A 23,507-nucleotide genomic window follows, 5' to 3' on the forward strand; every position below is an offset into this window, starting at 1 on the left:
TTCACCACGGCGGGCGGGCTCGCCGCGACCGGGTCCCGCGCCCCGCCGCGGCGGCGTGCTCAGAGCTGCAGCGTCGCCTGCAGGTCGGCCGGGTCCAGGCGCAGGAAGACGTAGAACTCGCCGAACAGGCCGTAGAGGGCGCTGCCCTCGTCGAAGCGCATCTCGTAGACGACGTCGCGGATGCTCTTGAGGTCGCGGGCGAAGAGCGTGACCCCCCACTCCCAGTCGTCGAGGCCGGTGCTGCTGGTGATGAGTTGCAGGACGCGGCCGGCGAACTTGCGGCCGGTGGCGCCGTGGCCCCCCATGAGCCGTTTCCGCTCCTCGAAGGGCAGGGCGTACCAGTTGCGCTGCTCGCCGCGGACCTTGCTCATCGGGTAGAAGCAGATGATCGGCATGTCGGTCGGGAGCTGCGGGTGGACCCGCGCCTCGGCATAGGCGCGCATGCGCGCCGCCATCGCGTCCATGCGCTTCCTGAATTCCGGCGAGTCGGGATCGAGGTGCTGCTGCTCGACCAGCTCCCTGGCCCAGTCGTCGGGGCCGCTCATGTACTCGCTGACCTCGGACATCGAGAGGAAGGCGTGGACCGGCGTCAGGCAGGTACCGAAGGTGGTGGCGGCGAGGGATTGGCCGAGCTGCTGGACGCGGCGCAGGTCCGGGTGCACGGCCATGTAGCCGACGTCCGCCTTGGCAATCCCCGCCAGCGGGACGAATTGGAGCCCCTCCTCGGCGCCGAGGGCGGCGAGGCGGGTGGTGTACTCCTCGATCGCGGCGCGTCGGGCGTCCGGCGTCAGCGCCTGCCAGCGCCGGCGATCGATGCGAAAGAACTGGTGGACGACCGGCCAGCCGACCAGGTCCTGCAGGGGTTCAGCCATGGCGCGGACGATAGCATCGGATTCCCCGTCGCGGCTATCCGATGAGGGTTCCCAAACCCCGGGGGGACAGCCTACTATGCGGCCCGAAAGGAACGATCACGATGCCGCTCTCCGCCGCCGCGCGCCTGTTCTCGCCGACCGACGCCGACATGCGCGCCGCCGCGTTCACCGAGAGCGCCACCAGCGCGCGGCGGTCGCAGCAGATCCTGATCTACGGCATGGGGCTGGCGATCGGCCTGCAGAGCGGTCTGGTGAACTACGCGCTCTGGCACAAGCCGTCGACCGCCCTGTTCATCGTCTTCGCCGCCCTGGTGTTCGCGGCGCTGATGCAGGTGCTCTGGCAGCGGGTGATGCCGCGCTTCTCGCGCCTCGCGCTGGGGCGGCGCATCGCCGCGCAGACGGCGGTGGCGCTGCTCGCCTTCACGGCGTTGTCCCTGGCGCTGATGGAGCTGCGCGGGGCGCTGCTGTCGCAATCGTCGCTGCTCTCGCCCTACAGCGGTCCCGACGTCCACATCACCATCGACGCGGAAACCATCCGCCGCGCGCCGCTGATCTTCGCGATGATTCCGATCCTGCCGGTGGTCCTCATCTGCGTCGTCGGCTTCCATCAGCACTGGTGGCGCATCGTGCGCCTGCAGAATCGGCAGGAGGCGCTGCGCGAGCTGGCGGTGTCGGCGCAATTGGCGGCGCTGCGGGCGCAGGTCAATCCGCATTTCCTCTTCAACTCGCTCAACTCGATCGCCCAGCTCATCGTCACCGAGCCGCGCAAGGCCGAGGCGTGCGTCGAGCGCCTGGCGGAGATCTACCGCTACCTCCTGCACCGGGCCCATACCGACTTCGTGCCGCTCGCCGAGGAGCTGAGCGTCGCCGAGTCGTATCTCGAGATCGAGCGCGCCCGCTTCGGCGACGCGCTGCGCGTCGAGGAGCGCATCGACGACCGCGCCCGCGATCTGCTGCTGCCGAGCCTGATCCTGCAGCCGTTGGTGGAGAACGCGGTCAAGCACGGCATCTCGCCCAAGGTCGGCGGCGGCCGGGTGACCATCGAGGCGCGGATCGACGACGGCGATCTGCGGCTGGCGGTGCGCGATACCGGCGTCGGTCTCGACGACCAGCGCAGCATCTTCGAGCACGGCGTCGGGCTGCGCAACGTGCGCGAGCGGCTGCTGCGCCTGTACGGCGCCGACTACGCGCCGCAGGTGATCAGCCAGCCGGGCGCGGGGACCACCGTCACCCTGCGCATCCCCGTCGTGCAGGGCAGCGCGTGATGCTGCGCACGGTCGTGGTCGACGACGAGAAGCTGGCGCGCGACCGCCTCTGCGGCTTTCTGCGCGCCATCGACGACGTCGAGATCGTCGGCGAGGCCACGAACGGCCCGGAGGCGGTGGCGCTGATCGAGGATCGGCGGCCGGATCTCGTCCTGCTCGACGTGCAGATGCCGGGCATGGACGGCTTCGGCGTCCTGCGCCAGCTCCGGCACCGGCCGGAGGTCGTGTTCGCCACGGCGTACGACGATTACGCCATCAAGGCGTTCGAGGTGCAGGCGGCCGACTACCTCCTGAAGCCGATCTCGCGCGATCGCCTCTGCGAGGCCGTGCGCCGCATCCGCGACCGCCGGGCGCGCGCCCTCGCCGACGGCGATCTGCAGGAGGCGATGCGAGCCCTGCAACAGCGCGACAAGCGCTACGCGACGCAGCTCACGGTGCAGAAGGGGCGCCAGATCCTGCTGCTCGCCACCAACGACGTCTACTGGTTCGAGGTCGAGTACCGGCTCGTCCATGCCCACACCGCCAGCGAGCGCTTCATGAGCAACTACACGCTGAGGGATCTCGAGGCGCGCCTCGATCCGGAGGTCTTCTTCCGCGCCCACAAGTCGCGCCTCGTCAACCTCCACCACGTGAAGGCGATCGTCCCGTGGTTCGCTGGTCGCTACAAGCTGGTGATGCGCAACCCGGCGGCGTCGGAAGTCGAGCTCAGCCGCGCCCAGGCGCGGGTGCTCCGCCGCCGCATGCAGTGGTGACGGGCGCCGATCGCGGGTCGCACCGGCGGCGGATCCGTTCGCCGTCCCCTTTGGGGGACAAGTTTGACCCAAATAGGGCGAACGCGTAAATGCGTTCAGAAGAACGGGAGCCGAGTGAGCCGCGCGGCCAGGCGCCGGCCGTCGACCGCGACGAATGCTGAATGGTGTCATGGCGGGTGAGCGAGCCCGCCGCAGTGGAACGGCCTGGGCGGCGCGCACCGCCGGCTGCCTCGCCAGCCTCGTGCTCCTGATCGCAGCATCCGGCGCGGGTGCCGGCGAATTGCGGGGCGACGCGAACTGCGACGGGCGCGTCGACGCGGCCGATGTCGACGCCATGATCGCCGACCTGTTCGATCCCCGGGTTGTCTGCGCCGGCGTCGATGCCAACGGCGACGGGCGCGTCAGCGCCGCCGACATCGTCGCCGAAATGGAGATCCTGGCCAGCGTGCCGACCGTCACGCCGGGCCCCGCGACCGCCACCGCGACGGTGACGCCGGTGCGCACGGCGACCGTGACGCCGATCGATACCGAGGTGCCGCCCACCGGCACCGACACGCCGCTGCCGCCGACCGCAACCCTCACCGCCACCGCGACGGCGAGCGTGACGCCCACGGAGCCGACGCCGACCGGGACGCTGCCGACCGCGACCATCACGCCGACGCCGTTCGATACGCCGACCCGCACCCTCTCGCCGAGCGCCACGGCGACGCCGAGCGCGACCCAATCGGCCACCGTCACTGCGTCGACCACCACCGCAGGCACCGCGACGGTAGGCGACAGCCCCACCCGCACCCGCACACCGACCATTACGAAGCGCCCGACGCGGGAACCGACCGTCACCGAGACCCCGACCGACACCCGCACGGCGACGCGGACGCCGACCGCGTCGCGCACCCGCACGCCCACCAACACGGCCGAGCCCAGCGCCACCCGGCGCACCACCGGCACCACCACGCCGAGCGCGACGCCGACCGCGACCCGCACCGCCAACGCCACGCCCGCCACGGCGACGGGCACGCCGGCGCCCGGGACCGCGACCAACACCCCGACGGTGACCCGGACCGCGACGCCGGGCACGCCCGAGGCCGGGACGCCGACCCGCACCCCGACGATCACCCGCACCGCGACGCCGACCGTGAGCCCGAGCCGCACCGGCACGGAGACGCGTACGCCCGCCAACACCCAGACGCCGAGCATCACGCGGACGCCGACGGTGACCGCGACGCCGACCGATTCGCGCACGCCGACCCGCACCGTCACCGCCTCCCGCACCGGGACGGCGACGCGGACCGCGACGCTCACCTTCTCGCCGACGGTCACCCGCACGCCGACCCTCACCCGGCCGCCGAGCCCGACGCGCACGGACACGCGGACGCCGACCGTGACGCCCACCCGCACCGTGACCCGCACGCCGACCCCGACCATTCCGCGGCCGTTCGGGCCGGAGCTCACCTTCTTCGGCATCGCCTCGGCGGACAACATCGTGCGCACGCCGAGCGGCCAGACGGATGAAGGGGTGCCGCTCTACGACTGGCCGACGCAGGCGGGGTTCATCGTCGTCGTCGAGGGCCGTCCCGGGACCAGCAATCGACAGATCAACTTCACCTGCGGCATCATGGACACCGCCCCCTGCACCGATCGGGCGCCGCTCCAGGTGATTGCCAATCGCCCGCTGGGCAACGGCAGCGCCGCGGTGTGCGACACGACGCCACCGAACATCGGGGGCGTTCCCGCGGTGCCGGGACTGGCGTTCGGCCCCGATCAGTCGACGACCAACGCCATCAACGATCTGGCCTGCCGGTTCGACTATCATCCCAGCACCGCCCAGGCCTGCACCTTCGACCCGCTGGGCAACTTCAGATTCGTCGACTCCCGGACCACGGCGCAGTTCTGCTCGGTGCCGGCCATCGGGCAGGAGCTGGCGTTCAAATCCGGCATCACTCGCCTCAAGGTGCAGTTGGTGGACGTCGCCGGTAACGTCGGCAGCATGGCGGAGATCGCGATCCGGGTGCCGTGACGCGACCGCACGGAGGATTCCAGATGCGCGCCATCTTCGTCGCCGCGGCGCTCGCCGCGGCCTTCTGCGTCGGCGTCGCCGTCGCCAAGCAGCCCGGTCCGGTGATCCAGGAGCTGGGGCCGGTGGTCCCGACGCCGCAGCCGTCGCCGAAGGCCGAGCGCCACGTGCGCCTGATCAGCTCGCTGACCCTCGGCAACCGGCCGGACGGCGACACCGTCATCGCGTTCGAGGCGACCGACTTCGGCGTGTCGGACGCCGGCGAGGACACCAAGTACCGCACCATCGCCACCGAGCAGTACACGCTGATCGATCCCAAGCCGGAGGCGCGCGAGCTGCGCGACGAGATCATGCGCAAGCTGCGCGAGCTCGAGAGCGACATGCTGCGCTACGTCGAGATCGCGGGCCCGCCGCGCGTGCGCGACACCGTCCAGTCGCTCGGCGCCGGATCCGTGCGGCCCTGAAAGGGCGGCGCCCGCATCCGGCGTGAAGCGGGCGCCGATCGGCCGAGGACAGGTTACGCCGCGGCGCAACCGCCGAGCGCGTTGTTGACCGCCCGCACCAGCTCCTCGATCGTCACCGCGCCGTCGCCGTTCGGGTCGCTGGCGGGACAGGCGCCCGGCTCGTCGTTGGCGAGCGCGATGTTGACCATCTGGATGAGCTCGTTGATGGCGACGGTGCCGTCGGCGTTGCAGTCGCCGACGCAGCCGATGGGCGTGGCGGTGGCGGTCGCTTCCGGCGTCTCGGTCTCGGTGCCCGTCGGCGTCTCGGTGGCGGTGCGGGTCGCCTGACCGGTGAGCGTCGGGGTCGGCGTGCGGGTGTCGGTCGGCGTCGGCGTCGAGGTCACGGTCGGGGCCGGCGTCTGGGCGCCGCCCACGTAGGCGCGGCCGTACTTGAGCAGATTGTCGAGCGCCTTGTTCATCGAGCTCGGCTGCCCCGGCGTGCAGTAGGTCAGCGTGGTCACGATCACCCGGCCGGCGCCGTAGTTGTACTCGATCCACGTCGGCTGGCCGGTGGCGCCCTGCAGCACCGTGGTGACCCCCGCCGGCAGCCCGTTGAGATCACTGAGGAAGCCGAGCGCGGTCGGATTCCACTGCGTGAATGTCGAGTTGGTGAGGGGGTCGCCGCCGTAGCCCTCGCCGGTGACGTAGGGGTGCAGCAGATTGAGAATGGTCTGCGAGTTCACCTGCTGCGAGGGCTGGCTCAGGTTGACGCCGCCGGGCGCGATGTCGGTGCGCACCAGCGAGCCGCCGCCAGCGACGTTGATCACCGCCAGGCCGCCGAGGCTGACGAAGCGGTCGAGGAAGCCGCCCGGCTGCGACATGTTCTGCAGCAGGCCGTAGTCGCTGTCGCTCAGCCCGGGCGCGACGTACACGCTCAGAAACTGGTTGTGCAGCGTCTCCGCTTCGTTTCCCGGGCGTCCCAGCTCGCCGATCTGCCGGCTGGTGGTGCTGAAGAGCAGCTCGCTGGCGCGCTCTTCGGTGCAGGCCGCGGAGTTGGTGCTGGTCACCACCAGGACGTAGTCGCCGCGCGGCGGGAAGGTGTTGGTCGGGGTCGGCGTCGGTCCGGTGGGGGTCGCCGTCGCCGTATGGCTCGGGGTGAGAGTGATCGTCTCGGTCGGCACCGGGGTATCGGTCGGGGTTTCGGTGACCGTCGGGCCCTCGGGGGTGTCGGTGGCGGTGGCGGTGATGGTGCCGGTGGCCGTCACCGTGGCGGTGGCCGTGGCGGTGCCGGTGCTCGACGGCGTCAGCGTGGCGCTCGGCAGCGGCGTCTCGCTTGGCGTGGCGGAGCTGGTCGCGCTCGCGGTCGGGGTCTGCGACACGGTGGCCGTGATCGTCGGCGTGCTGGTGGCGGTGGGGGTGCGGGTCGCGGTGCCGGTCGGCGTGACCGTGAAGGTCGGCGTGGCGGTGGCGGTCGGGCCGACGGGGGTGTCGGTGACGGTCGGCGTCACCGACGGGGTGAGCGTCCGCGTCGGCGTCGCGGTGATGGTCGGGGTCAGGGTGGCGGTGCTGGTCGGCGGCGGGATCGGGGTCGGCGGGTCGCGGTCGTACACCACCTCGAGCACGGCCTGCGAGATGACGGTGCCCTGGGTGTTCATGGCATGGCGGACGCCGAACTCGCTGGCCGCCAGGTCGGTCGGCGACCAGGCGGCGCCGGTGGCCGGGTTCACTTCGTCGAAGCGGCCGAAGCCGGTGAACGACTGGCCCGGATCGAAGGCGACGTCCGGCTGATCGACCCCGCCGGCGGTGCCGCAGCCGCCGGTGCGGATGAACATGCCGGCGGGCGTGGTGATCGCGTCCTCGTCGCGGGCGCCGATGATGGTCTTGACGCCGAGGATCGGGCCGGTGACCCCGCGCGACATCGCGTCCTGCTGGAAGCAGAAGGTCTGGCGCGCGTTCGAGATCGTCGAGCGAACCCCGGCGGCGGCGACCGGCGGGCGCGGCCGGACGCACGGATACTTCCCGGGCCCGGCGCAGTTCTGCGCCTGCCAGGCGCTCCAGAACCCGTCGGTCGTGGGCTCGAAGGCCACCATGCCGAGGTCGCCCGGCCACATGGTGCCGATCGAGAAGGTGTGGTCGTCCCAGCGCAGCCGCGGCGGGTTGCTCGCCGAGTCGTCGGGGCCGATGCGGATGGTCGTCACCGTGTCGCCGACGCTGTGGCTGCCCGAGGCCTCCTGGACGCCGTTGATGCGCAGGGTAGCCATCCCGACCGAGCCCTGCGCCTGCGCCTGGTACTGGACCTCGAGCTTGGTGTACGTCGGACACGGCGACAGCGGCGTCGTGCTGGTGCCGACGGCGCTCCCGCCGACGTTGAGCTGCAGCCGCGCGTCGGGGAGCAGGTAGAGCTCGACCACCGGCAGTTGCGCCGACAGGCCGAACCAGTTGCGGATGCGCCGCGACCCGGGGCCGATGGTGGACGGGAAACAGGCGTAGATGCCGTCGGTGAACACGCTGGTCGGGGCGCTGAGCGACGTGAACACGTAGCGCGCGGCGCCGGACACCGCCGCCTCGAGCGCGTACTCGCCGGTGCGCGGCTCGCCGGCGTTGCTGGTGACCGCGGCGTTGAAGCCCTGCGGCACCACCGTGTAGTCGCCGGCCCAGCCGCCCTCGAAGCCGTTGGCCCGCACCAGCGAGCGCAGGATCGGCGTCAGCGTCGGGGTCGGCGTGTCGGTGCGGGTGGGGGTGTTGGTGACGGTGGCGGTGGCGGTGGCCGTGGAGGTCGGCGTGCGCGTCGCCGTGACGGTGAATGTGAAGGTCGGCGTCGGCGTGACGGTCGGCGTCGCCGTCACCGTCGGCGTGAAGGTCACCGTCGGCGTCGGCGTCACGGTCGGGGTGAAGGTCCGGGTTGGGGTGTCGGTCGGCGTTGGCGTGATCGTCGGCGTCGCCGTCGCGGTGCCGGTCGGCGTGAACGTCGCGGTCGGAGTGAAGGTCGCGGTCGGGGTGAACGTCGCCGTCGGCGTCGCCGTCGGCGTGCTGGTCGGCGTCGGCGAGGCGAAACCGAAGGTGTCGAAGGCGACCTCGCGCACCACCTGCGTGACCCGGGCGACGCTGCCGCCGGTGAAGACGATCGTCGCGGCGGCGTTCGAGAGGTCGGCGACCGACCACGGCAGGCCGGTCACCGGGTTGTCGTAGTCGATGCGGGTGATGCCGCGGTAGGTGGGGGCGAGAGTGGCGCTCGACGGGTCGGCGAGGCCGCCGCCGTTGCCGCCGCAGGCGAGCGCGTTGGTACGCAGCCTGAGATCGACGTCGGCCGAGGCGCCGGTGGTGCGGGCGACGAAGAGATCCTTGGCGGCGATGACGGTGCCGAAGACGCCGCCCTCGCCCGCCTTCTGCAGACAGAACATCTGCGTCGCGTTGACGGTCGCGGTCGAGACGTACGAGGCATCGCCGTCGGGGGGCTGCTCGTTGGTGCAGGCGACGGCGTTGGCGCAGCCGCCGCCGGTGGTCCACTGCGACAGCAGGTTGGGATCGGCGGTGCCGAGCCGTGGCAACAGACCGGCGATGCGCAACGCGGTGGGGAACGTCAGGCCGTCCTCCAGGCCGTGGTCGTCCCACACCAGGGCGACGGCGTCGCTCTGGCCGTCGTCCGGGCCGATGCGGCTGGCGTCGATCAACGCGCTGGCGAAGTGTTGGCCGCTGCGCCGGTTGCCGTCGACCGTCAGCGCCGCCGAGCCGCCGGGGGCCTTCTGGTACTCGACGAACACGGACGAGAAATCGGGACAGGTCGCGACCGGCGTGCTGGCGCTGCCGATCGGAACGCCGTTGACCGTGAGCACGAGCTGGTTGCTCGGCGTCAGCACCAACTGCGCCACCACCGTGCTGCCGCTCAGCCAACTGCGGACGCGTCGCACGCCCATGGTCGGCGGCGTCTGGACGCAGGCCCAGATGCCGTCGGTGAACGTGCCGACGGCGCTGTCGAGCGCCACCTGGACGTACTCGTTGCCGCCGCCCGCGGCCGCGGTCTGCAGGCCGTAGCGACCGGCGGCGTCGGCGCGATGCGTCATCGACCCCACCGGCGAGCCGGCGCCGACCGCGTAGTCGCCGGGGCCGCCGCTCTCGAAGCCGTTGAAGCGCACCAGTTGCGGCGAGCCCTGGCCGACCGTGGTGCGTGCCGCCACCACCACGAGGGCGAGCGCGGCGCCGGCGCCGAGTCCGAGAGCCAGCGAGCGGACGGCCCCGCGCACGGGGCGATGAACGGGGGCTGTTCGCCGAGCCACTGACGTCTCGATCCGCCGCTCCCAAGCCGGCGAGCACCACGATCGTCGGCGCTTCGTTGACTTGGGGTGCTGGACCCTGATACCCGCTGGAGCTTCTTCATTCAAGCGCGCCAACCTGCATGAAAGTCCCGTCAGTCAAAGGTTTTCACGACATCCTGCCGGGCGAATCGGGGCGCTGGGCGGGGCTCGAGGCGACGGCGCGGCGGGTCTTCGCGCAGTACAACTACCACGAGATCCGCATTCCGATCGTCGAGCGCGCCGAGCTCTTCCGGCGCTCCGTCGGCGAGACCTCGGACATCGTCGAGAAGGAGATGTACGCCTTCGCGGATCGCGACGGCACGCCGCTGACCCTGCGACCCGAGGGCACGGCGTCGGTGGTGCGCGCCTACGTCGAGCACGCGCTGCACGCCGCGGAGCCGGTGGCGAAGCTCTACTACTTCGGGCCGATGTTCCGCCGCGAGCGGCCGCAGCGGGGGCGGCTGCGGCAGTTCTCGCAGATCGGCGCCGAGCTCATCGGCCGCGACGATCCGGCCGCCGACGCCGAGGTGCTGCTGCTGCTGCACGACCTGCTGCGCGATGTCGGCGTCGACGGCGCCGCCGTGCACATCAACTCGCTCGGCGACCGCGCCTGTCGGCCGGCCTATCGCGAGGCCCTGGTCGCCTGGGGCGGCGCGCACGTCGACCAGTTGTGCGCCGACTGCCGCCGCCGGCTGGAGCAGAACCCGCTGCGCCTGCTCGATTGCAAGCAGCCGGGGTGCGTCGCCCTGCGCGACCGCGCGCCACGCATGCTCGACCACCTGTGCGATCCCTGTCGCGCCCACTTCGACCGGGTGCTGGCGCTGCTGGCGGCGCACGGCGTGCGGCCGCACCTGCAGCCGTACATGGTGCGCGGGCTGGACTACTACTGCCGCACCGCGTTCGAAGTGGTGGCGGAGGGCCTGGGGGCGCAGAACGCGCTCGGCGGCGGCGGGCGCTACGACGGGCTGGTGAAGGATCTCGGCGGCCCCGACATCGCCGGCGTCGGCTTCGCGCTCGGCGTCGAGCGCCTGGCCATGGTGCTCGGCGACCAATCGGCGCCCGCGGTCCCGGAGTTCGTCATCGCGCCGCTCGGCGCCGCGGCCGAGGTGGCGGCGGCGACGCTGGCGCACCGCCTGCGGCGCGCCGGCGCGCGGGTCGAGGTCGAGCCCGGCGAACGCAGCCTGAAGAGCCAGATGCGCCACGCCGGCAAGCTCGGCGCGCGCTACGTGGTGCTGCTCGGCGAGGACGAGCTGGCCAGCGGTCGGGTGACCGTGCGCGACATGACGGAGCGCCGCGATCTGCGGCAGGTGGCGGCGCTCGACGGGAGCGCCGAGGAACTGCGTGCCGCGCTGGCTGCCGGGGCGGACGCGGGGGGGATGGAACGACACGCATGACGCTCGATCTGCTCGGCGATTGGCAACGGACCTTCTACTGCGGCGTGCCGCGCGCGGCCGACATCGGCCGCGAGGTCACGGTGATGGGGTGGGTGCACTCGCGCCGCGACCACGGCGGCGTGGTCTTCGTCGACCTGCGCGACCGCAGCGGCGTCGTCCAGGTGGTGTGCAGCCCCGAGCACAGCCCGGCGGCGCACGAGCGCGCCGGCGGCCTGCGCAGCGAGTACGTCATCGCCGTGCGCGGCGCCGTGCGGGCGCGGCCGGCCGAGACGCTCAATCCCAACCTCGCCACCGGGGAGATCGAGATCCTCGCTGCCGAGGTGCGGGTGCTGAACGAGTCGGAGACGCCGCCGTTCCAGATCGAGGACGACAACAGCGTCGCCGAGCAGACCCGCCTCAAGTACCGCTATCTCGACCTGCGCCGACCGTCGGCGCAGCAGAACCTCATGCTGCGCCACCGCATCGCCGCCACCGTGCGCGGCCATCTCGACGAGCAGGGCTTCGTCGAGGTCGAGACGCCGATGCTCACCCGCTCGACGCCGGAAGGGGCGCGCGACTATCTGGTGCCGAGCCGCGTCAACCGCGGCAGCTTCTACGCCCTGCCGCAGTCGCCGCAGCTCTTCAAGCAGATCCTCATGATCGGCGGCCTGGACAGGTACTACCAGGTGGCGAAGTGCTTCCGCGACGAGGACCTGCGCGCCGACCGCCAGCCGGAGTTCACGCAGATCGACATCGAGGCGTCGTTCGTCCAGCCGGCGGACATCTACGCCCTGATCGAGGGCATGCTGGCGCGCGTCCTGGCGCTGCGCGGCATCGAGGTGCCGACGCCGTTTCCGCGCCTCACCCATGCCGACGCGATGCGGCGCTTCGGCAGCGACAAGCCGGACACCCGCTTCGGCATGGAGCTGGCCGAGATCACCGATCAGGTGCGCACCGCCGAGCTGCGCGTGTTCCGCGAGGCGGCGGAGAAGGGCGGCCAGGTCAAGGCGCTGTTCGTGCCGGACGAGGGCAGGCTGTCGCGCAAGGATCTCGATTCGCTGCCCGACGCCGTCGCGACGTACGGCGCCAAGGGCGTCGCCTGGGCGCGCATCAATCCCGACGGCTGGCAGTCGCCGATCGCCAAGTTCCTCGACGACGCGCAGCGGCGCGGCATCGAGCAGGCGACCGGCGCCCGGCCCGGCGGCATCATCCTCTTCCTCGCCGACCAGGCGCGGGTGGTGAACGATTCGCTGTCGCACCTGCGCCTCAAGCTCGCGGCGCAACTCGGCCTGATCCCGAGCGGCGCCAACGCGCTGCTGTGGGTGACCGAGTTCCCGCTCTTCGACTACTCGGCGGAGGAGAAGCGGGCGGTGTCGGTGAACCATCCGTTCACGGCGCCGATGGACGAGGACCTGGAGCGGCTCGAGTCGGACCCGTACACGGTGCGCGCCAAGGCCTACGACGTCATCTGGAACGGCATCGAGCTCGGCGGCGGCAGCATCCGTATCCACCGCCCCGACCTGCAGGCGCGGGCGTTCCGCGTCCTCGGCATGAGCGACGAGGAGGCGCGCGGCCGCTTCGGCTTCCTGCTCGACGCGCTCGCCTTCGGCGCGCCGCCGCACGGCGGCATCGCGCTCGGCCTCGACCGTCTGGCGATGCTGCTCTGCGAGGCGCCGTCGCTGCGCGACGTGATCGCCTTCCCGAAGACGCAGCGCGCGGTGTGCCTGATGACCGAGGCGCCGAGCCCCGTCGATCCGCGGCAGTTGCGCGAGCTCGGCGTCAGGGTCGTGGGGTGAGCCGCTCCGCCGCCGTCGCGCTGGCGTCGCTGCTCGCCGTCTGCGGCTGCGCCAGCAAACAGTTGCCGCATCCACCGCTCTTCGCCCGCGTCGTGGCGGTGCTGCCGTTCGAAACCGCTCCCGGCGCCGATCACGGCGAGCGGCGCGGCGAGGCGAAGGCCGGCGACCTGGTGACCGCGCAGGTCTATCGCTACCTCGCCGACCAGACCACCTATCTCGTCGTGCCCGACGTCACCGTCGTCGATACCCTCACCACGCCGGATCTGCGGCGCGCCGTCGGGCAACAGGATCGCGCCATCCAGCTCGGCCGGGCCGTGGGCGCCGACGGCGTCCTCTTCGGCCGCGTCGATCGCTACGACCAGCGCGTCGGCACCGCCTACGGCGCCAGCAAGGGCGCGTCGGTGAAGTTCCGCATCGGTCTGTTGTCGCCCAAGACCGGCGAGGTGGTGTGGGAGGGCGAGTTCGACGAGACGCAGGAGGCGCTGGCCTCGAACTTCTTCGACTGGTGGATCTTCTGGGGCGGCGGGCCGCGCTGGCTGAGCGCCAGCGAGCTCGCCGGGCTGGGCGTCGACCGCCTGCTCGACGAGTGCCGCGCCTCGCTGACCCCTGACCGCGAGGACGGCGCGGACGAATCCGCGGAGCCGGAGGCGGCGAAGCCCGGCGACTGACCGACGCCGAGGCTCCGCCGCGCCGTGGCGTCGATCGGTCTCCGTCGGATCACGGCTGACGCGCGTCCTCCGCCGGTGTGCCGCTCGCCGGCACGGTCCGCGTCGCCTGGCGCAGATCCTCGACGCTGATTCCCGCCAGCGGCCAGGCGACGAGCCCCTGGCCGATCAGGCTGAGGAACTGCACCGCGTTCAGCACCAGCCCATAGGCGAGCGCATCCGGCCGCGGGACGTCGAACAGGCCGAGGGCCAGGATGCAGGCGTACTGGTAGGGGCCGAGCATGCCCGGCACGTTGGGCAGCGCGGTGCCGAAGCCGATGAAGATGAACACCACCACCGCGGCGCTGAACGGCAGTTGCAGCTCGAAGGCGCGCATCATCACGTAACTGGAGAGGATCGGCAGGAACCACAGCAGCACCGAGACGAGGAAGACCGCGAGCACCAGGCGCGGATTGGGCAGCACCTGCATGCCGGCGACGATGGCGCCGGTGACCCGCTTCACGCCGGCGCCGAAGCGCTCGGGGAGGAAGCGCAGCACCGCGCGGTCGACGAACGCCTCGCCGCGCCAGTAGAGCAGGAGCACCAGTCCCACCAGCGCGGCGGCGCCGACCGCCGGCACCCGCGCGCCGGTGCGGACCCAGGCGGGCAGGTTCTCGATCGTCGTCAACCCAACGAGGATGTAGAGCAGCGTGACCACCGCATCCATCGTCTTCTCGACCACCAGGTTGCCGACGACGTTGGAGAACGACACCGAGGAGCGGCGCGACAGCAGCCACGGGCGCACGACCTCGCCGAGCCGCGCCGGCAGCAGGTTGATCGCCATGTAGGCGACCGCCGTCACCACCCAGAGCCGTCCGAACGGGACGCGCTCCAGCGGCCGCAGCTCGAGCTGCCAGCGCCAGGTGCGGAACACCATGATCAGCAGGCTGATGGCGATCGCCACCAGCAGCCAGCCGGCGTGCAGCCGGCGCAGCGCCGCCGCGAGCTCGTCCAGCGGCACGTTGCGAAAGGCGAGGAAGAGAAAGGCGGCGCTGACCACCAGGCTGAGCGCGACCGTGCGGCGTTGGCGACTGTTCATGGACGCGCCGCGCTTCTACCCCGCAGCCACCACCAGGTCCACGCGCGCTCGCCGCCGCGTAGCCAGCGCGCGCCCCGTGACGATCGCGGCCGCGCGCGGTCGCCGGTCAGAGCGGATCGATCAGCACCCCGGGGTTGAGGATGGCGGCGGGATCGAGGGCATGCTTGGCGGCGCGCAGCGCGGTCGCGAAGCCGTCGGGGCGCTGATGGTCGTACCACGGGCGGTGGTCGCGCCCGACGGCGTGGTGGTGGGTGATCGTCCCGCCGTGCGCGATGATCGCGTCCGCGGCCGCGGCCTTGATCTCCGCCCACTGGCCGAGCTGGCTGCCCGGCCGACTGGGCGCGGCCACGCTGTAGTACGGTGCCGGGCCGTCCGGGTAGACGTGCGTGAAGCGGCAGGTGACGCTGCCGCTGCCGCACACCCGCCGCACCGCCGCGTCGGTGGCGCCCATCACCGCCGCGTGGAAGGCCTCGAAACGGTCCCAGGTGATCGCCGTCTCGAAGGTCTCGCTGATCATGCCCATGGCGACCAGGGCGTCGCGCAGGTAGGGCGCGCCGAGGAAGGCCGAACGCCAGGCGCCGGCGGCGCCCTCGCGCGCGCCGGTGCTCTCCTGGCGGGTGGCGCCGGCGCCCTCGGGCACCTGCCCGCCATGGGCCCGCGCCAGCTCGAGGGCGCGCGCCATCCAGGCGTCCGGCGGGTGATCGGCCGACTCGAAGGCGAGCAGCAGCACCGATTCGGCGCCGCTGCCGGCGCCGTTCAGCATCGCCTCGCCGGCGTCGAGCAGGCGGCAGTTGGCCGGAAACAATCCCGCCTGCGCCACGGCGCGGGCGGCGCGGGCGCCGGCGAGGAAGTCGGCGAAGGCGACCGACGCCGCGGCGCGGTACGCCGGCCGGTCCTGCAGGCGCATCCAGGCCTCGGTGATGATGCCGAGGATGCCCTCGGAGCCGATGAACAGGCGATCCGGGCTCGGGCCGGCGCCGGATCCCGGCAGCCGCCGCGATTCGACCACGCCGCGCGGCGTGACGACGCGCAGCGATTCGACGAAGTCGTCGATGTGCGTGTACAGGGTCGCGAAGTGCCCGCCCGAACGGGTGGCGATCCAGCCGCCCAGCGAGGACAGCTCGAACGACTGGGGATAGTGGCGCAGCGTCAGTCCGTGGGGGCGGAGCTGGTCCTCGAGCGCCGGGCCGAGGACGCCGGCCTGGATGCGCGCGGCGCGCGAGACGCGGTCGATCTCCAGCACGCGGTCCAGGTGTCCGAGATCGATCGACACCCAGCCGCGGTAGGCGTCGCCGCTCGGCCCCTCGACGCCGCCGACGACGCTCGAGCCGCCGCCGTAGGGCACCGCGGCGACGTGGGCGTCGGCACACCAGTCGAGCAGCGCGACGACGTCCGCCTCGCGGCGCGGCGACGCCACCAGGTCGGGCGGGTTGGGATAGTCGCGCGCCAGGGCGCGCACCACGTCGCGGAACGATTTGCCGTAGGTGTGGCCGGCGCGCTGCGCCGGATCGTCGCTGCACAGCGCCGCCAGCGTCGGCGGCGGCTGCAGGCGCGGCGGCCGGAGCGCCAGCTCGCCGATGCGCGGCGGCGGCGACGGCGTCGGCGCCGCGATGCCGAAACGCGCGCCCAGCAGGGCGGCGATGCGCGCCTGCTGCTCGGCGCTCGGCCCCTCGCCCTCGTAGCCCCAGCCCCAGAACTTGCGCGTCCGCGTCGTCATCGCGGTGCTCAGGCGCGGCGGCGCACGCGCGGCCGCGCGCTGCGCGCCGCGCGGCGGCGGACCTTCGTGCACACCGTGCCGATCGTCCACATCAGATCGTGCAGGTAGTAGATCTCGGGATAGATGATGGGCTTGCCGCTGGTCATCAGCGCGCCGCTGATCTGCCGCTCGGGGTCCGCCCAGGTGATGATGTTGGTGAAGCCGAGGTGGCCGAAGGCCGCGTCGGTGTCGGGACCATAGAGGCTGAAGGTCTTGGCGCCGAGCATGAACCCCATGCCATAGCGCAGCGGCAGCACCAGGGTGAGGTCGAGCTCGAGGTAGGACTGCTCCTGGACCGCGCGGCGGATGGTGCGCGGCTCGAAGATGGAGACGCCGTCGAGGGCGCCGCCGTCGAGGAGGAGCTGGTAGAAGCGGCTCATCTCGTTGGCGGTGGCGACGACGTTGCCGGCCGGCACCACCGCGGTGAGGAAGCGCGGGTCGTTGCCGACCTGGATCACCTCCTCGATCGGCAGGCCGAGCGCGCGTTCCAGCAGCGTCGAGAGCGGCGGGATCAGCGGCGGACCGGTGAAGTACGTCCGCGCCACCTTGCCGACGTCGCGCGGCGCGACGCCGTAGCTCAGCCAGCGCAGTCCCAGCGGCGCCTGAATGGTCTCGCGCAGCACGCTGCGCAGCGGCTTGCCGGTCACCCGCTTGATGATCTCGCCGAGGATGAAGCCGCCGGTGATCGCGTGATAGGCGAGCCGCCGGCCCGGGCGCCACGTCGGCTCGGTGTCGCACAGGAGCTGCAGGATGGCGTCCTCGTCCTCGAGCATCTCCAGCCGCATCATCTCGCGTGACAGATTGGGGATGCCGGCGCGGTGCGTGAGCACGTGCTGGATGGTGATCCGGTCCTTGCCGTGGGCCGCGAACTCCGGGATGTACTCGCACACGGGATCGTTCAGGTGCAGGAGCCGGCGCTGGTCGAGGAGATGGACCAGCATCGCCGTCACCGCCTTCGAGGCGGAGAAGATGTTGAACGGCGTCGCCGGCGTCACCGGCACCTTGTCGGCCTGGCGGCGGTCGTGCGGTCCGTTGCCGGCGGCGTAGCCGATGGCGCGATCGATCAGCACCTCGCCGTGGCGGCGCACGCAGAGCTGGATCGCCGGGTGGATGCCGCTGGCGTAGAGGCGCTCGACGGCGCGCCAGATGTGGTCGACGCCGTCGGCGGCGACGTCGAGCGCGCGCGGCGCGGCTTCCGCCTCGCGGTTGATCGCGGTGACGGCGGCCAGATCCGTGGGAACCCGGCTGCGGGTGACCAGCGTCGGAAGGCGCATCCAGGCAGCGGATACCAGGGGCGCCGGCAGTATGCGAGCCGCGCCGGCGGCGAAAAACAACGTCGACAAGGGGCGGCCGATGTGGCAGAGCGAAGCGCATGCGGCAGTCGGCGAGGAGGAGGGGCCGCCGCGGCCGTCGCGCGACGTGGCCGCTGGCGGCGGCACTGGCCGCGCTCGTCGCGGTCGCGCTGGCGCCCCGGACGGCCAGCGCGATGTGCTGCGTCTGCCAGGGGTGCGGGGACGGATTCTGCGTCGATGACATCGGCGACACGATCGCCTGCGCGACGTTCTGTGAGGCGGCGAACTGTCCCGACGTCGTCTTCCAGAGCGACGACACCTGTAGCGGCGGCTGCGACGGCAAGCCGGATCTGCCGACCGCGACCGCCAGCGCCAGCCCCAGCGCGACGGCGACGCGGACCGAGGTCCACACGCCCACCGACACCCCGTCGCCAACCGCGCCGCCGACGTTGACGGCGACCGCGTCCGCGACGGCGGTGCCAAGCGAGTTGTCGACGGTCACCGCCACGGCCACCGCAGCGGGCACGGCAACGGCGACGGTCACCGCGACGGCGACGCCAGCCGAGCTGTCGACCGTGACCGCGACGGCCACCGCCACCGGGACGGTGGCGGCGACCGTGACCGCGACGCCGTCGGAGCTGTCGACGGCGACGGCCACGGCGATCCCGACGGGCACCGCGGCGGCGACCGTGACGGCGACCGCGACGCCGTCGGAGCTGTCGACGGTGACGGCCACGGCGACCGCGACGGGCACCGCGGCGGCGACCGTGACGGCGACCGCGACGCCGTCGGAGCTGTCCACGGTGACGGCCACCGCGACCGCCACCGGCACGGCGGCGGCGACGTTGACCGCGACCGCGACGCCCTCCGGGCTGCCCACCGCGACGCCCTCGGAGTTGTCGACCGTGACCGCCACCGCCACCGCGACCGGCACCGCGGCGGCGACGGTGACCGCGACGCCCTCCGGCACCGGCGCGCCGGCGACCGCGACCGCGTCGGGGACGCCCGCCGCCACCGCGACGCCGCCGCCGACCGGCACCGTCACGCCGCCGCCCACGCCATCGGCATCGCCGACACCGACGACCATCCCCGGCGACTGCGCCGGCACCGGCGTCGTCACCATCTCGGACCTGATCACCGGCGTGAACATCGCCCTCGGCAACCTGCCGCTCAGCGCCTGCCCGGCGTTCGATGTCAACGGCGACGGCCGGGTCACGATCGAGGAGCTGATCCTCGCCGTCAACGCGGCCCTCACCTCGCCGCCGCAGTAGCGCGGCTCAGCCGGGCGGCGCGGATCGGTTGCTCGGCGCCACCGGCACGGTGGGGTGCCGGGCGCTACAGGCGCAGGCCGACCGGCAGGGACTCGTCGAGGATGCGCGCCCGCTCCTGGCCCTCGAGGGGGACGACCTCGCTGACCAGGCGCGCGGCGCGTTCACCGTGCGGCAGGGTTCGCAGGTGCGCGGCGAGGCGATGGCGCAGGCCGTCGTCGAGATCGCGCTCGCGGTCGCCGACGCAGCGGGCCATCTGCGCGACGGCGAAGATGGTGCTCGCCGGACGCGGCCACGGCGCGTCGAGCAGGCGCGCCACCCACGCCTCCACCGTGGCGCGCGGCACGACGCAGTTCAGCGGTCCGGAGAATGGCGCGCGCGCCCCCAGTCGTCCGAGCGCCCAGATCTCCGCCTCGGTCGCTTTGCCCTTCGCCACGACCGGCACCAGGGCGGCGCCGAGCTCCGCCTTCGCCTCCGGCGCCAGGCGCTCGCAGCTCGCCAGCAACTGCCAGTACTCGCGCAGCTCCTGCGGACCGACCAGCGATCGCTTCTCCTTGATGCGCGCCTTCAGCCGCGGCAGCAGGAACGGCGCCGTCTGATTGAACAGCTCCTGCTGTTGCGCCCGGCTGAGGCCGCCGGCGATGCGCTTCCACAGCCCCCACCATTCGACGCGGCATTGCACCGCGCGCGGGAAGCGCATGCCCTGTGAATAGAGCTTCCACAGTTGCTGGATGCGCCACTCGTCGAGCGTCTCTCCGAAGCCGGGGCGGAGCAGAAAGCCGCACAGGTTGAGCCAGCGCGCCTCGTGCTCGGGGCTGGCGGCGCGTCCGGCCGCGCCGGCCAGCAGCGCGTCCCACAGGGCGCGGATCGCCGCCAGCGGCCAGGCGTCCTTGCCGGCGTCGAGCGCCGCCTCGAGCTCGCGCACCAGGGTCACCGGGCTGCGCCCGCCGGCGGCGCCCTCGGGCGGGTAGACGCCGGCGAGCAGCGCCGTGGCCGCCGCCATCCGCGCCTCGGGGATCGCCAGCTCGCTCGCCGATTCCGGCGTCGGCTCGGCGTCCGCGGCGGCGGTCGCATCGCGCAGCCCGAACTGCAGGCGCCAGCGATGGTCGGTGGTCAGCGACCGGCACCACATCTCGAGCGTGCCGATCTCGGTCAGGCCGGCGACCACGTGCACCGGCAGCTCGGTCGCCGCCAGCTTCTTGCCGAAGCGCAGCACGGTGCGGATCGGCGGCAGCTCGGTGAGCGTCTCGCGCTCGGCGCGGACGACACTGCCGGCGGCGTCGCCGAGTCGGGTGCTCGAGGCGAAGAGCGGAAAGCTCACCGGCCGGTTGGCGAGGATGGTGAACCCCGGGCTGGTGATCTCGATCGTTTCGCCCTCGTGCTGGCCGCGGGCCACCAGGCACACCGCGTCCACCGCCGTCGCTGGCAGGTCCGGCGCCGGCGCCAGGCCGAGGAAGAAGGCGCGCGGGCTGCCGCCGCCGATGCGCACGCCGAGGCCGCGGCGCACCAGGCCGTAGTAGGCGGCGCCGCGCGACACCGCGAGGTCGAGGCTGTCGCTCTCGAGGACGCCGAGCGGCCGGCCGCCGTTCCACTGCGCCAGTTGCGCGCACAGGCGGTCGCGGATCACCGCCGGGGTCAGCGCGCCGCCGTTGAAGAGCACGGCGTCCGGAGATCCGAGCGCGGCGTCGTCCGCGCCCAGGTGGTCGCCGGCGTGCTGGGCGAGGAACGCGGCGAGGTGGCGCGTGACCTCGGCCTCGGCGGCGAACGGCAGACCCCACTCCTGCAGCCCGGCGCGCGGCGTGCGGCGCGGCCGCGCCTCGGCGCCGACGAGCGGGAAGAAGCCGTCGAGCACCAGGTCGGCGACCTCGTCGCGGGCGAGCGACGCCTGCACGGCGCCGCCGACGACGGCGCGGCCACGGCCGCCGAGGTGGATCGGCACCGCGGCCGGCGGCTCTGCGGCGAGCAGGCGTTCCTTGGCGTCGCGGCAGAGGTTGGTCAGCAGGTGCCAGCGCTGGCTGTCGAGCTTTTCGCCCAGGCGCGGTTCGAGCAGGCGGGCGAGGGCGACGTCGATGTTGTCGCCGCCGAGCAGGATGTGGTCGCCGACCGCGAGCCGCTCCAGCGCCAGGCGCTCGCCGTCGGGGCGGATGCGCACCAGGCTGAAGTCGGTGGTGCCGCCGCCGACGTCGATCACCAGCGCCAGGTGGTACGGCCGCAGCCGCTCCTCCCACTCCGCCGGGTGGGCGCCGATCCAGGCGTAGAACGCGGCCTGCGGTTCCTCGATCAAGGTCACGCGCGGCAGACCGGCCTGCTGGGCGGCGGCGACGCTGAGCTCGCGCGCCACCTCGTCGAACGACGCCGGCACCGTCAGCACGACGTCCTGCGCCGCCAGCGGATCGTCGGGGAAGCGCTGGTCCCACGCCTCGCGCAGGTGCGCCAGGTAGCGCGCCGAGGCGGCGACCGGCGACACCTTGCGCACGCCCTCGGCCGCGGCCCAGGGCAGGATCGGCGCCTCGCGGTCGACGCCGCCATGGCACAGCCACGACTTCGCCGACGACACCAGCCGCCCCGGCACGCGGGCGCCCTGGGCGCGCGCGTATTCGCCGACCGCATAGTCGCGCGCGGCGTCCCAGGGCAGGGCCAGAGCCCCCGGCGCGACGTCGTGCTCGCCGGCGAGATAGAGAAACGAGGGCAGGGTGGGCCGCTCGCCCACCGCTCCCTCGGCCACCAGTTGGGCGACGTCGAACGAGGCGATCGTCCGCCCGCCCGACCGGGTGTCGACGTACGCCACCGCCGAGTTGGTGGTGCCGAGATCGATGCCCACTATGAAGCGCGCCGCCATAGATCCTCTTTCACCACGGAGGCACGGAGACACGGAGCGCCGTTCAGCCTCCGGGTCTCCGCGGTGAAGACTCGCCCTGGGTTCTGACGTTGAATTCCAGCTTCCACCGCTGACCGTCGCGGCCGACGCACCACAGCTCGAGGACGCCGAGCGCGTTGACATCGGCCTCGAGGTGCACCGGGACGACGGCGCCCTCGTGGCCGCTCCAGTCGAGCGTCGCGTGCAGCGGCGGCAGCTCCTCGATCTCGTCGCCGCTCCAGGCGTCGAGCAGCAGCCCGGGATGGTCCTCGCGGCGGGTCGTCGAGCTGAGGAAGCGGAACTCGGTCGGCTCGCCGACCACCAGCGCCAGCTCCTGCGACGGCAGCTCGACGGCGCTGCCCTCCTCGAGCCCGTGCGGCACGACGCACAGCGCCTTGATCGGCGGCCGCATGCCGGGCACGGCGGGCATCGCGGATTCGATGCCGACGTAGAAGGTGCGCGCGATGCCGCCGCGGATGCGCACGCCGCGGCCGCGCCGCGCCAGGCCGTAATAGGCGGCGCCGCGGGCCACCGCGAGCTCGGGGTCGGCGCCGTCGAGCACGCGCACCGCCCTGCCCGGATACCACTGGCCGAGCACCGACAGCAGGCGATCGCGCAGCGCCGTGGCGCGCATCACGCCGCCGTTGAACAGCACCGCCGTCGGGGCGGCGTCGGCGCTGCGGCCGAGGAACGAGGCGAGGTGGCGGGTGATGGCGGCATCGGCGGCGTACGGCAGGCCGAGCTCCTGCAGGCCGGCGCGGCGCGGCGCCTGCGGCCGATCGCCGAGCGCGCAGGGCGGGAAGAAGCCGTCGACCAGGGCGGTCGTCGCGTCGCCGCGGGCGACCTCGACCCGCAGCGCGCCGCCGACCACCTTGCGGCCGCGGCCGAGGATGGCGACGGGCAGGCCCGGCGGCGGCTCGCTGCCGAGCAGGCGCTCCTTCACCTCGCGGCAGCTCGCCACCAGGGCGCGCAGTTGCCAGGCATCGAGCGCCGTGCCGTCGGCGGCGAGGCGCTCGCGCACGGCGTAGGCGAGGGCGAGATCCATGTTGTCGCCGCCGAGCAGGATGTGCTCGCCGACGGCGACCCGCTCGAGCTGCAGGCTGCCGTCCGCGTCGCGCGCCGCGATGAGGCTGAAGTCGGAGGTGCCGCCGCCGACATCGCACACCAGCAGGGAGTCGCCGACCGCGATCTGCCGGCGCCACTCGTCGCCGGCGGCGGCGATCCAGGCGTAGAGCGCCGCCTGCGGCTCCTCCAGCAGCGTGACCGCCGGCAGGCCGGCGTCCGCGGCGGCGCGCAGCGTCAGCTCGCGCGCCGCGGGATCGAACGACGCGGGCACGGTGAGCAGCACGTCCTGCTCGCCGATCGGGTCCTCGGGGAAGGCCGTGTTCCACGCCGCCGCGAGGTGGGCGAGGAAGCGCGCCGACGCGGCCACCGGCGACAGCGCGGGGACGTCGTCCGGGGCGTTCCACGGCAGCCGGATGCCGTCGCGATCGGGGCCGCCGTACGAGAGCCAGGACTTGGCCGAGGCGATCACCCGGTCGGGCACCTCGCTCGCCCGCTGGCGGGCGTAGATGCCGGCGATCGGCTCGCCCGATCCGCCCTCGGCGGCCGCCGGCAGGTAGAGAAACGACGGCAACTGCGGTGCCGCCTCGGTCGTGCCCGGCGCGGTGAGCTGCGGAATCGGCAGGACGCGAATCTCGTCGCTGCCGTCGAGCGGCGCATAGGCGACGACGGAGTTGGTGGTGCCGAGGTCGATGCCGATGACGTAGCGCGTGGTCAATGTC

Annotated in this window: 15 protein-coding genes; 8 read left to right on the forward strand and 7 right to left on the reverse strand. The window is 72.9% G+C overall.

The window, feature by feature from the left end; all coding sequences use genetic code 11:
* Positions 1-59: 59 nt before the first annotated feature.
* Positions 60-872: a chlorite dismutase family protein gene (locus KF840_26240; GenBank protein ID MBX3028408.1), complete on the reverse strand. Its 813-nt coding sequence runs from the start codon at positions 870-872 to the stop codon at positions 60-62.
* Positions 873-973: 101 nt separating this feature from the next.
* Between KF840_26240 and KF840_26245 the strand changes: the two genes are divergently transcribed.
* The 4 genes from KF840_26245 (at position 974) to KF840_26260 (ending at position 5,367) form a co-directional block, all read left to right on the forward strand.
* Entirely contained in the window at positions 974-2,137 is a 1,164-nt protein-coding gene (locus KF840_26245) for a histidine kinase (GenBank protein MBX3028409.1), read from the forward strand.
* Positions 2,137-2,889: a response regulator transcription factor gene (locus KF840_26250; GenBank protein MBX3028410.1), complete on the forward strand. Its 753-nt coding sequence runs from the start codon at positions 2,137-2,139 to the stop codon at positions 2,887-2,889. Before KF840_26245 ends, KF840_26250 begins: the two co-directional genes overlap by 1 nt.
* Before the next feature lie 169 nt (positions 2,890-3,058).
* The gene (locus KF840_26255; protein MBX3028411.1) at positions 3,059-4,906 is read left to right on the forward strand and encodes a dockerin type I repeat-containing protein; all 1,848 of its coding nucleotides are present in this window, start codon (positions 3,059-3,061) and stop codon (positions 4,904-4,906) included.
* 23 nt (positions 4,907-4,929) lie between these two features.
* The gene (locus tag KF840_26260; protein ID MBX3028412.1) at positions 4,930-5,367 is read left to right on the forward strand and encodes a hypothetical protein; all 438 of its coding nucleotides are present in this window, start codon (positions 4,930-4,932) and stop codon (positions 5,365-5,367) included.
* Between the two features lie 53 nt (positions 5,368-5,420).
* Here the strand turns inward: KF840_26260 and KF840_26265 are convergent, their stop codons facing one another.
* On the reverse strand, positions 5,421-9,587 hold the full coding sequence (locus KF840_26265) for a hypothetical protein (GenBank protein MBX3028413.1): 4,167 nt from the start codon (positions 9,585-9,587) through the stop codon (positions 5,421-5,423).
* A 152-nt stretch (positions 9,588-9,739) separates the two neighbouring features.
* Between KF840_26265 and hisS the strand changes: the two genes are divergently transcribed.
* From hisS to KF840_26280, 3 genes are read left to right on the forward strand one after another with little or no spacing between them, the layout of a single operon-like run.
* Entirely contained in the window at positions 9,740-11,032 is a 1,293-nt protein-coding gene (gene hisS, locus KF840_26270; protein MBX3028414.1) for a histidine--tRNA ligase, read from the forward strand.
* Positions 11,029-12,807, forward strand: a complete 1,779-nt coding sequence (aspS, locus tag KF840_26275; GenBank protein ID MBX3028415.1) for an aspartate--tRNA ligase — start codon at positions 11,029-11,031, stop codon at positions 12,805-12,807. The genes hisS and aspS overlap by 4 nt, the downstream gene beginning before the upstream one ends.
* A complete protein-coding gene (locus KF840_26280) occupies positions 12,804-13,475 on the forward strand; it encodes a hypothetical protein (protein MBX3028416.1) in 672 nt (223 codons plus the stop codon). Before aspS ends, KF840_26280 begins: the two co-directional genes overlap by 4 nt.
* A gap of 49 nt (positions 13,476-13,524) precedes the next feature.
* Here the strand turns inward: KF840_26280 and KF840_26285 are convergent, their stop codons facing one another.
* From KF840_26285 to KF840_26295, 3 genes are all read right to left on the reverse strand, one after another.
* Positions 13,525-14,550 carry a flippase-like domain-containing protein gene (locus KF840_26285; GenBank protein ID MBX3028417.1) on the reverse strand — a complete coding sequence of 342 codons (1,026 nt, stop codon included), beginning with the start codon at positions 14,548-14,550 and terminating at the stop codon, positions 13,525-13,527.
* Between the two features lie 106 nt (positions 14,551-14,656).
* Complete coding sequence (locus tag KF840_26290) at positions 14,657-16,267, reverse strand: FAD-binding oxidoreductase (protein MBX3028418.1); 1,611 nt, start codon at positions 16,265-16,267, stop codon at positions 14,657-14,659.
* Between the two features lie 8 nt (positions 16,268-16,275).
* Complete coding sequence (locus KF840_26295) at positions 16,276-17,580, reverse strand: beta-lactamase family protein (protein ID MBX3028419.1); 1,305 nt, start codon at positions 17,578-17,580, stop codon at positions 16,276-16,278.
* Between the two features lie 98 nt (positions 17,581-17,678).
* Here KF840_26295 and KF840_26300 point away from each other — a divergent pair, with 98 nt between their 5' ends.
* Entirely contained in the window at positions 17,679-18,869 is a 1,191-nt protein-coding gene (locus KF840_26300; GenBank protein ID MBX3028420.1) for a hypothetical protein, read from the forward strand.
* A 64-nt stretch (positions 18,870-18,933) separates the two neighbouring features.
* Here the strand turns inward: KF840_26300 and KF840_26305 are convergent, their stop codons facing one another.
* Positions 18,934-21,867 carry a hsp70 family protein gene (locus KF840_26305; GenBank protein ID MBX3028421.1) on the reverse strand — a complete coding sequence of 978 codons (2,934 nt, stop codon included), beginning with the start codon at positions 21,865-21,867 and terminating at the stop codon, positions 18,934-18,936.
* Entirely contained in the window at positions 21,749-23,503 is a 1,755-nt protein-coding gene (locus KF840_26310) for an Hsp70 family protein (protein MBX3028422.1), read from the reverse strand. Before KF840_26310 ends, KF840_26305 begins: the two co-directional genes overlap by 119 nt.
* Positions 23,504-23,507 lie beyond the last annotated feature (4 nt).

The sequence above is a fragment of the bacterium genome, assembly GCA_019637795.1.
GTDB lineage: Bacteria > Desulfobacterota > Binatia > HRBIN30 > CADEER01 > JAHBUY01.

Coding starts and splice junctions, on each gene's coding strand:
- KF840_26240 (MBX3028408.1), bottom strand. CDS start 872: ATGGCTGAACCCCTGCAGGACCTGGTCGGCTGGCCGGTCGTCCACCAG.
- KF840_26245 (MBX3028409.1), top strand. CDS start 974: ATGCCGCTCTCCGCCGCCGCGCGCCTGTTCTCGCCGACCGACGCCGAC.
- KF840_26250 (MBX3028410.1), top strand. CDS start 2,137: ATGCTGCGCACGGTCGTGGTCGACGACGAGAAGCTGGCGCGCGACCGC.
- KF840_26255 (MBX3028411.1), top strand. CDS start 3,059: ATGGCGGGTGAGCGAGCCCGCCGCAGTGGAACGGCCTGGGCGGCGCGC.
- KF840_26260 (MBX3028412.1), top strand. CDS start 4,930: ATGCGCGCCATCTTCGTCGCCGCGGCGCTCGCCGCGGCCTTCTGCGTC.
- hisS (MBX3028414.1), top strand. CDS start 9,740: ATGAAAGTCCCGTCAGTCAAAGGTTTTCACGACATCCTGCCGGGCGAA.
- aspS (MBX3028415.1), top strand. CDS start 11,029: ATGACGCTCGATCTGCTCGGCGATTGGCAACGGACCTTCTACTGCGGC.
- KF840_26285 (MBX3028417.1), bottom strand. CDS start 14,550: ATGAACAGTCGCCAACGCCGCACGGTCGCGCTCAGCCTGGTGGTCAGC.
- KF840_26290 (MBX3028418.1), bottom strand. CDS start 16,267: ATGACGACGCGGACGCGCAAGTTCTGGGGCTGGGGCTACGAGGGCGAG.
- KF840_26295 (MBX3028419.1), bottom strand. CDS start 17,580: ATGCGCCTTCCGACGCTGGTCACCCGCAGCCGGGTTCCCACGGATCTG.
- KF840_26300 (MBX3028420.1), top strand. CDS start 17,679: ATGCGGCAGTCGGCGAGGAGGAGGGGCCGCCGCGGCCGTCGCGCGACG.
- KF840_26305 (MBX3028421.1), bottom strand. CDS start 21,867: ATGTCAACGCGCTCGGCGTCCTCGAGCTGTGGTGCGTCGGCCGCGACG.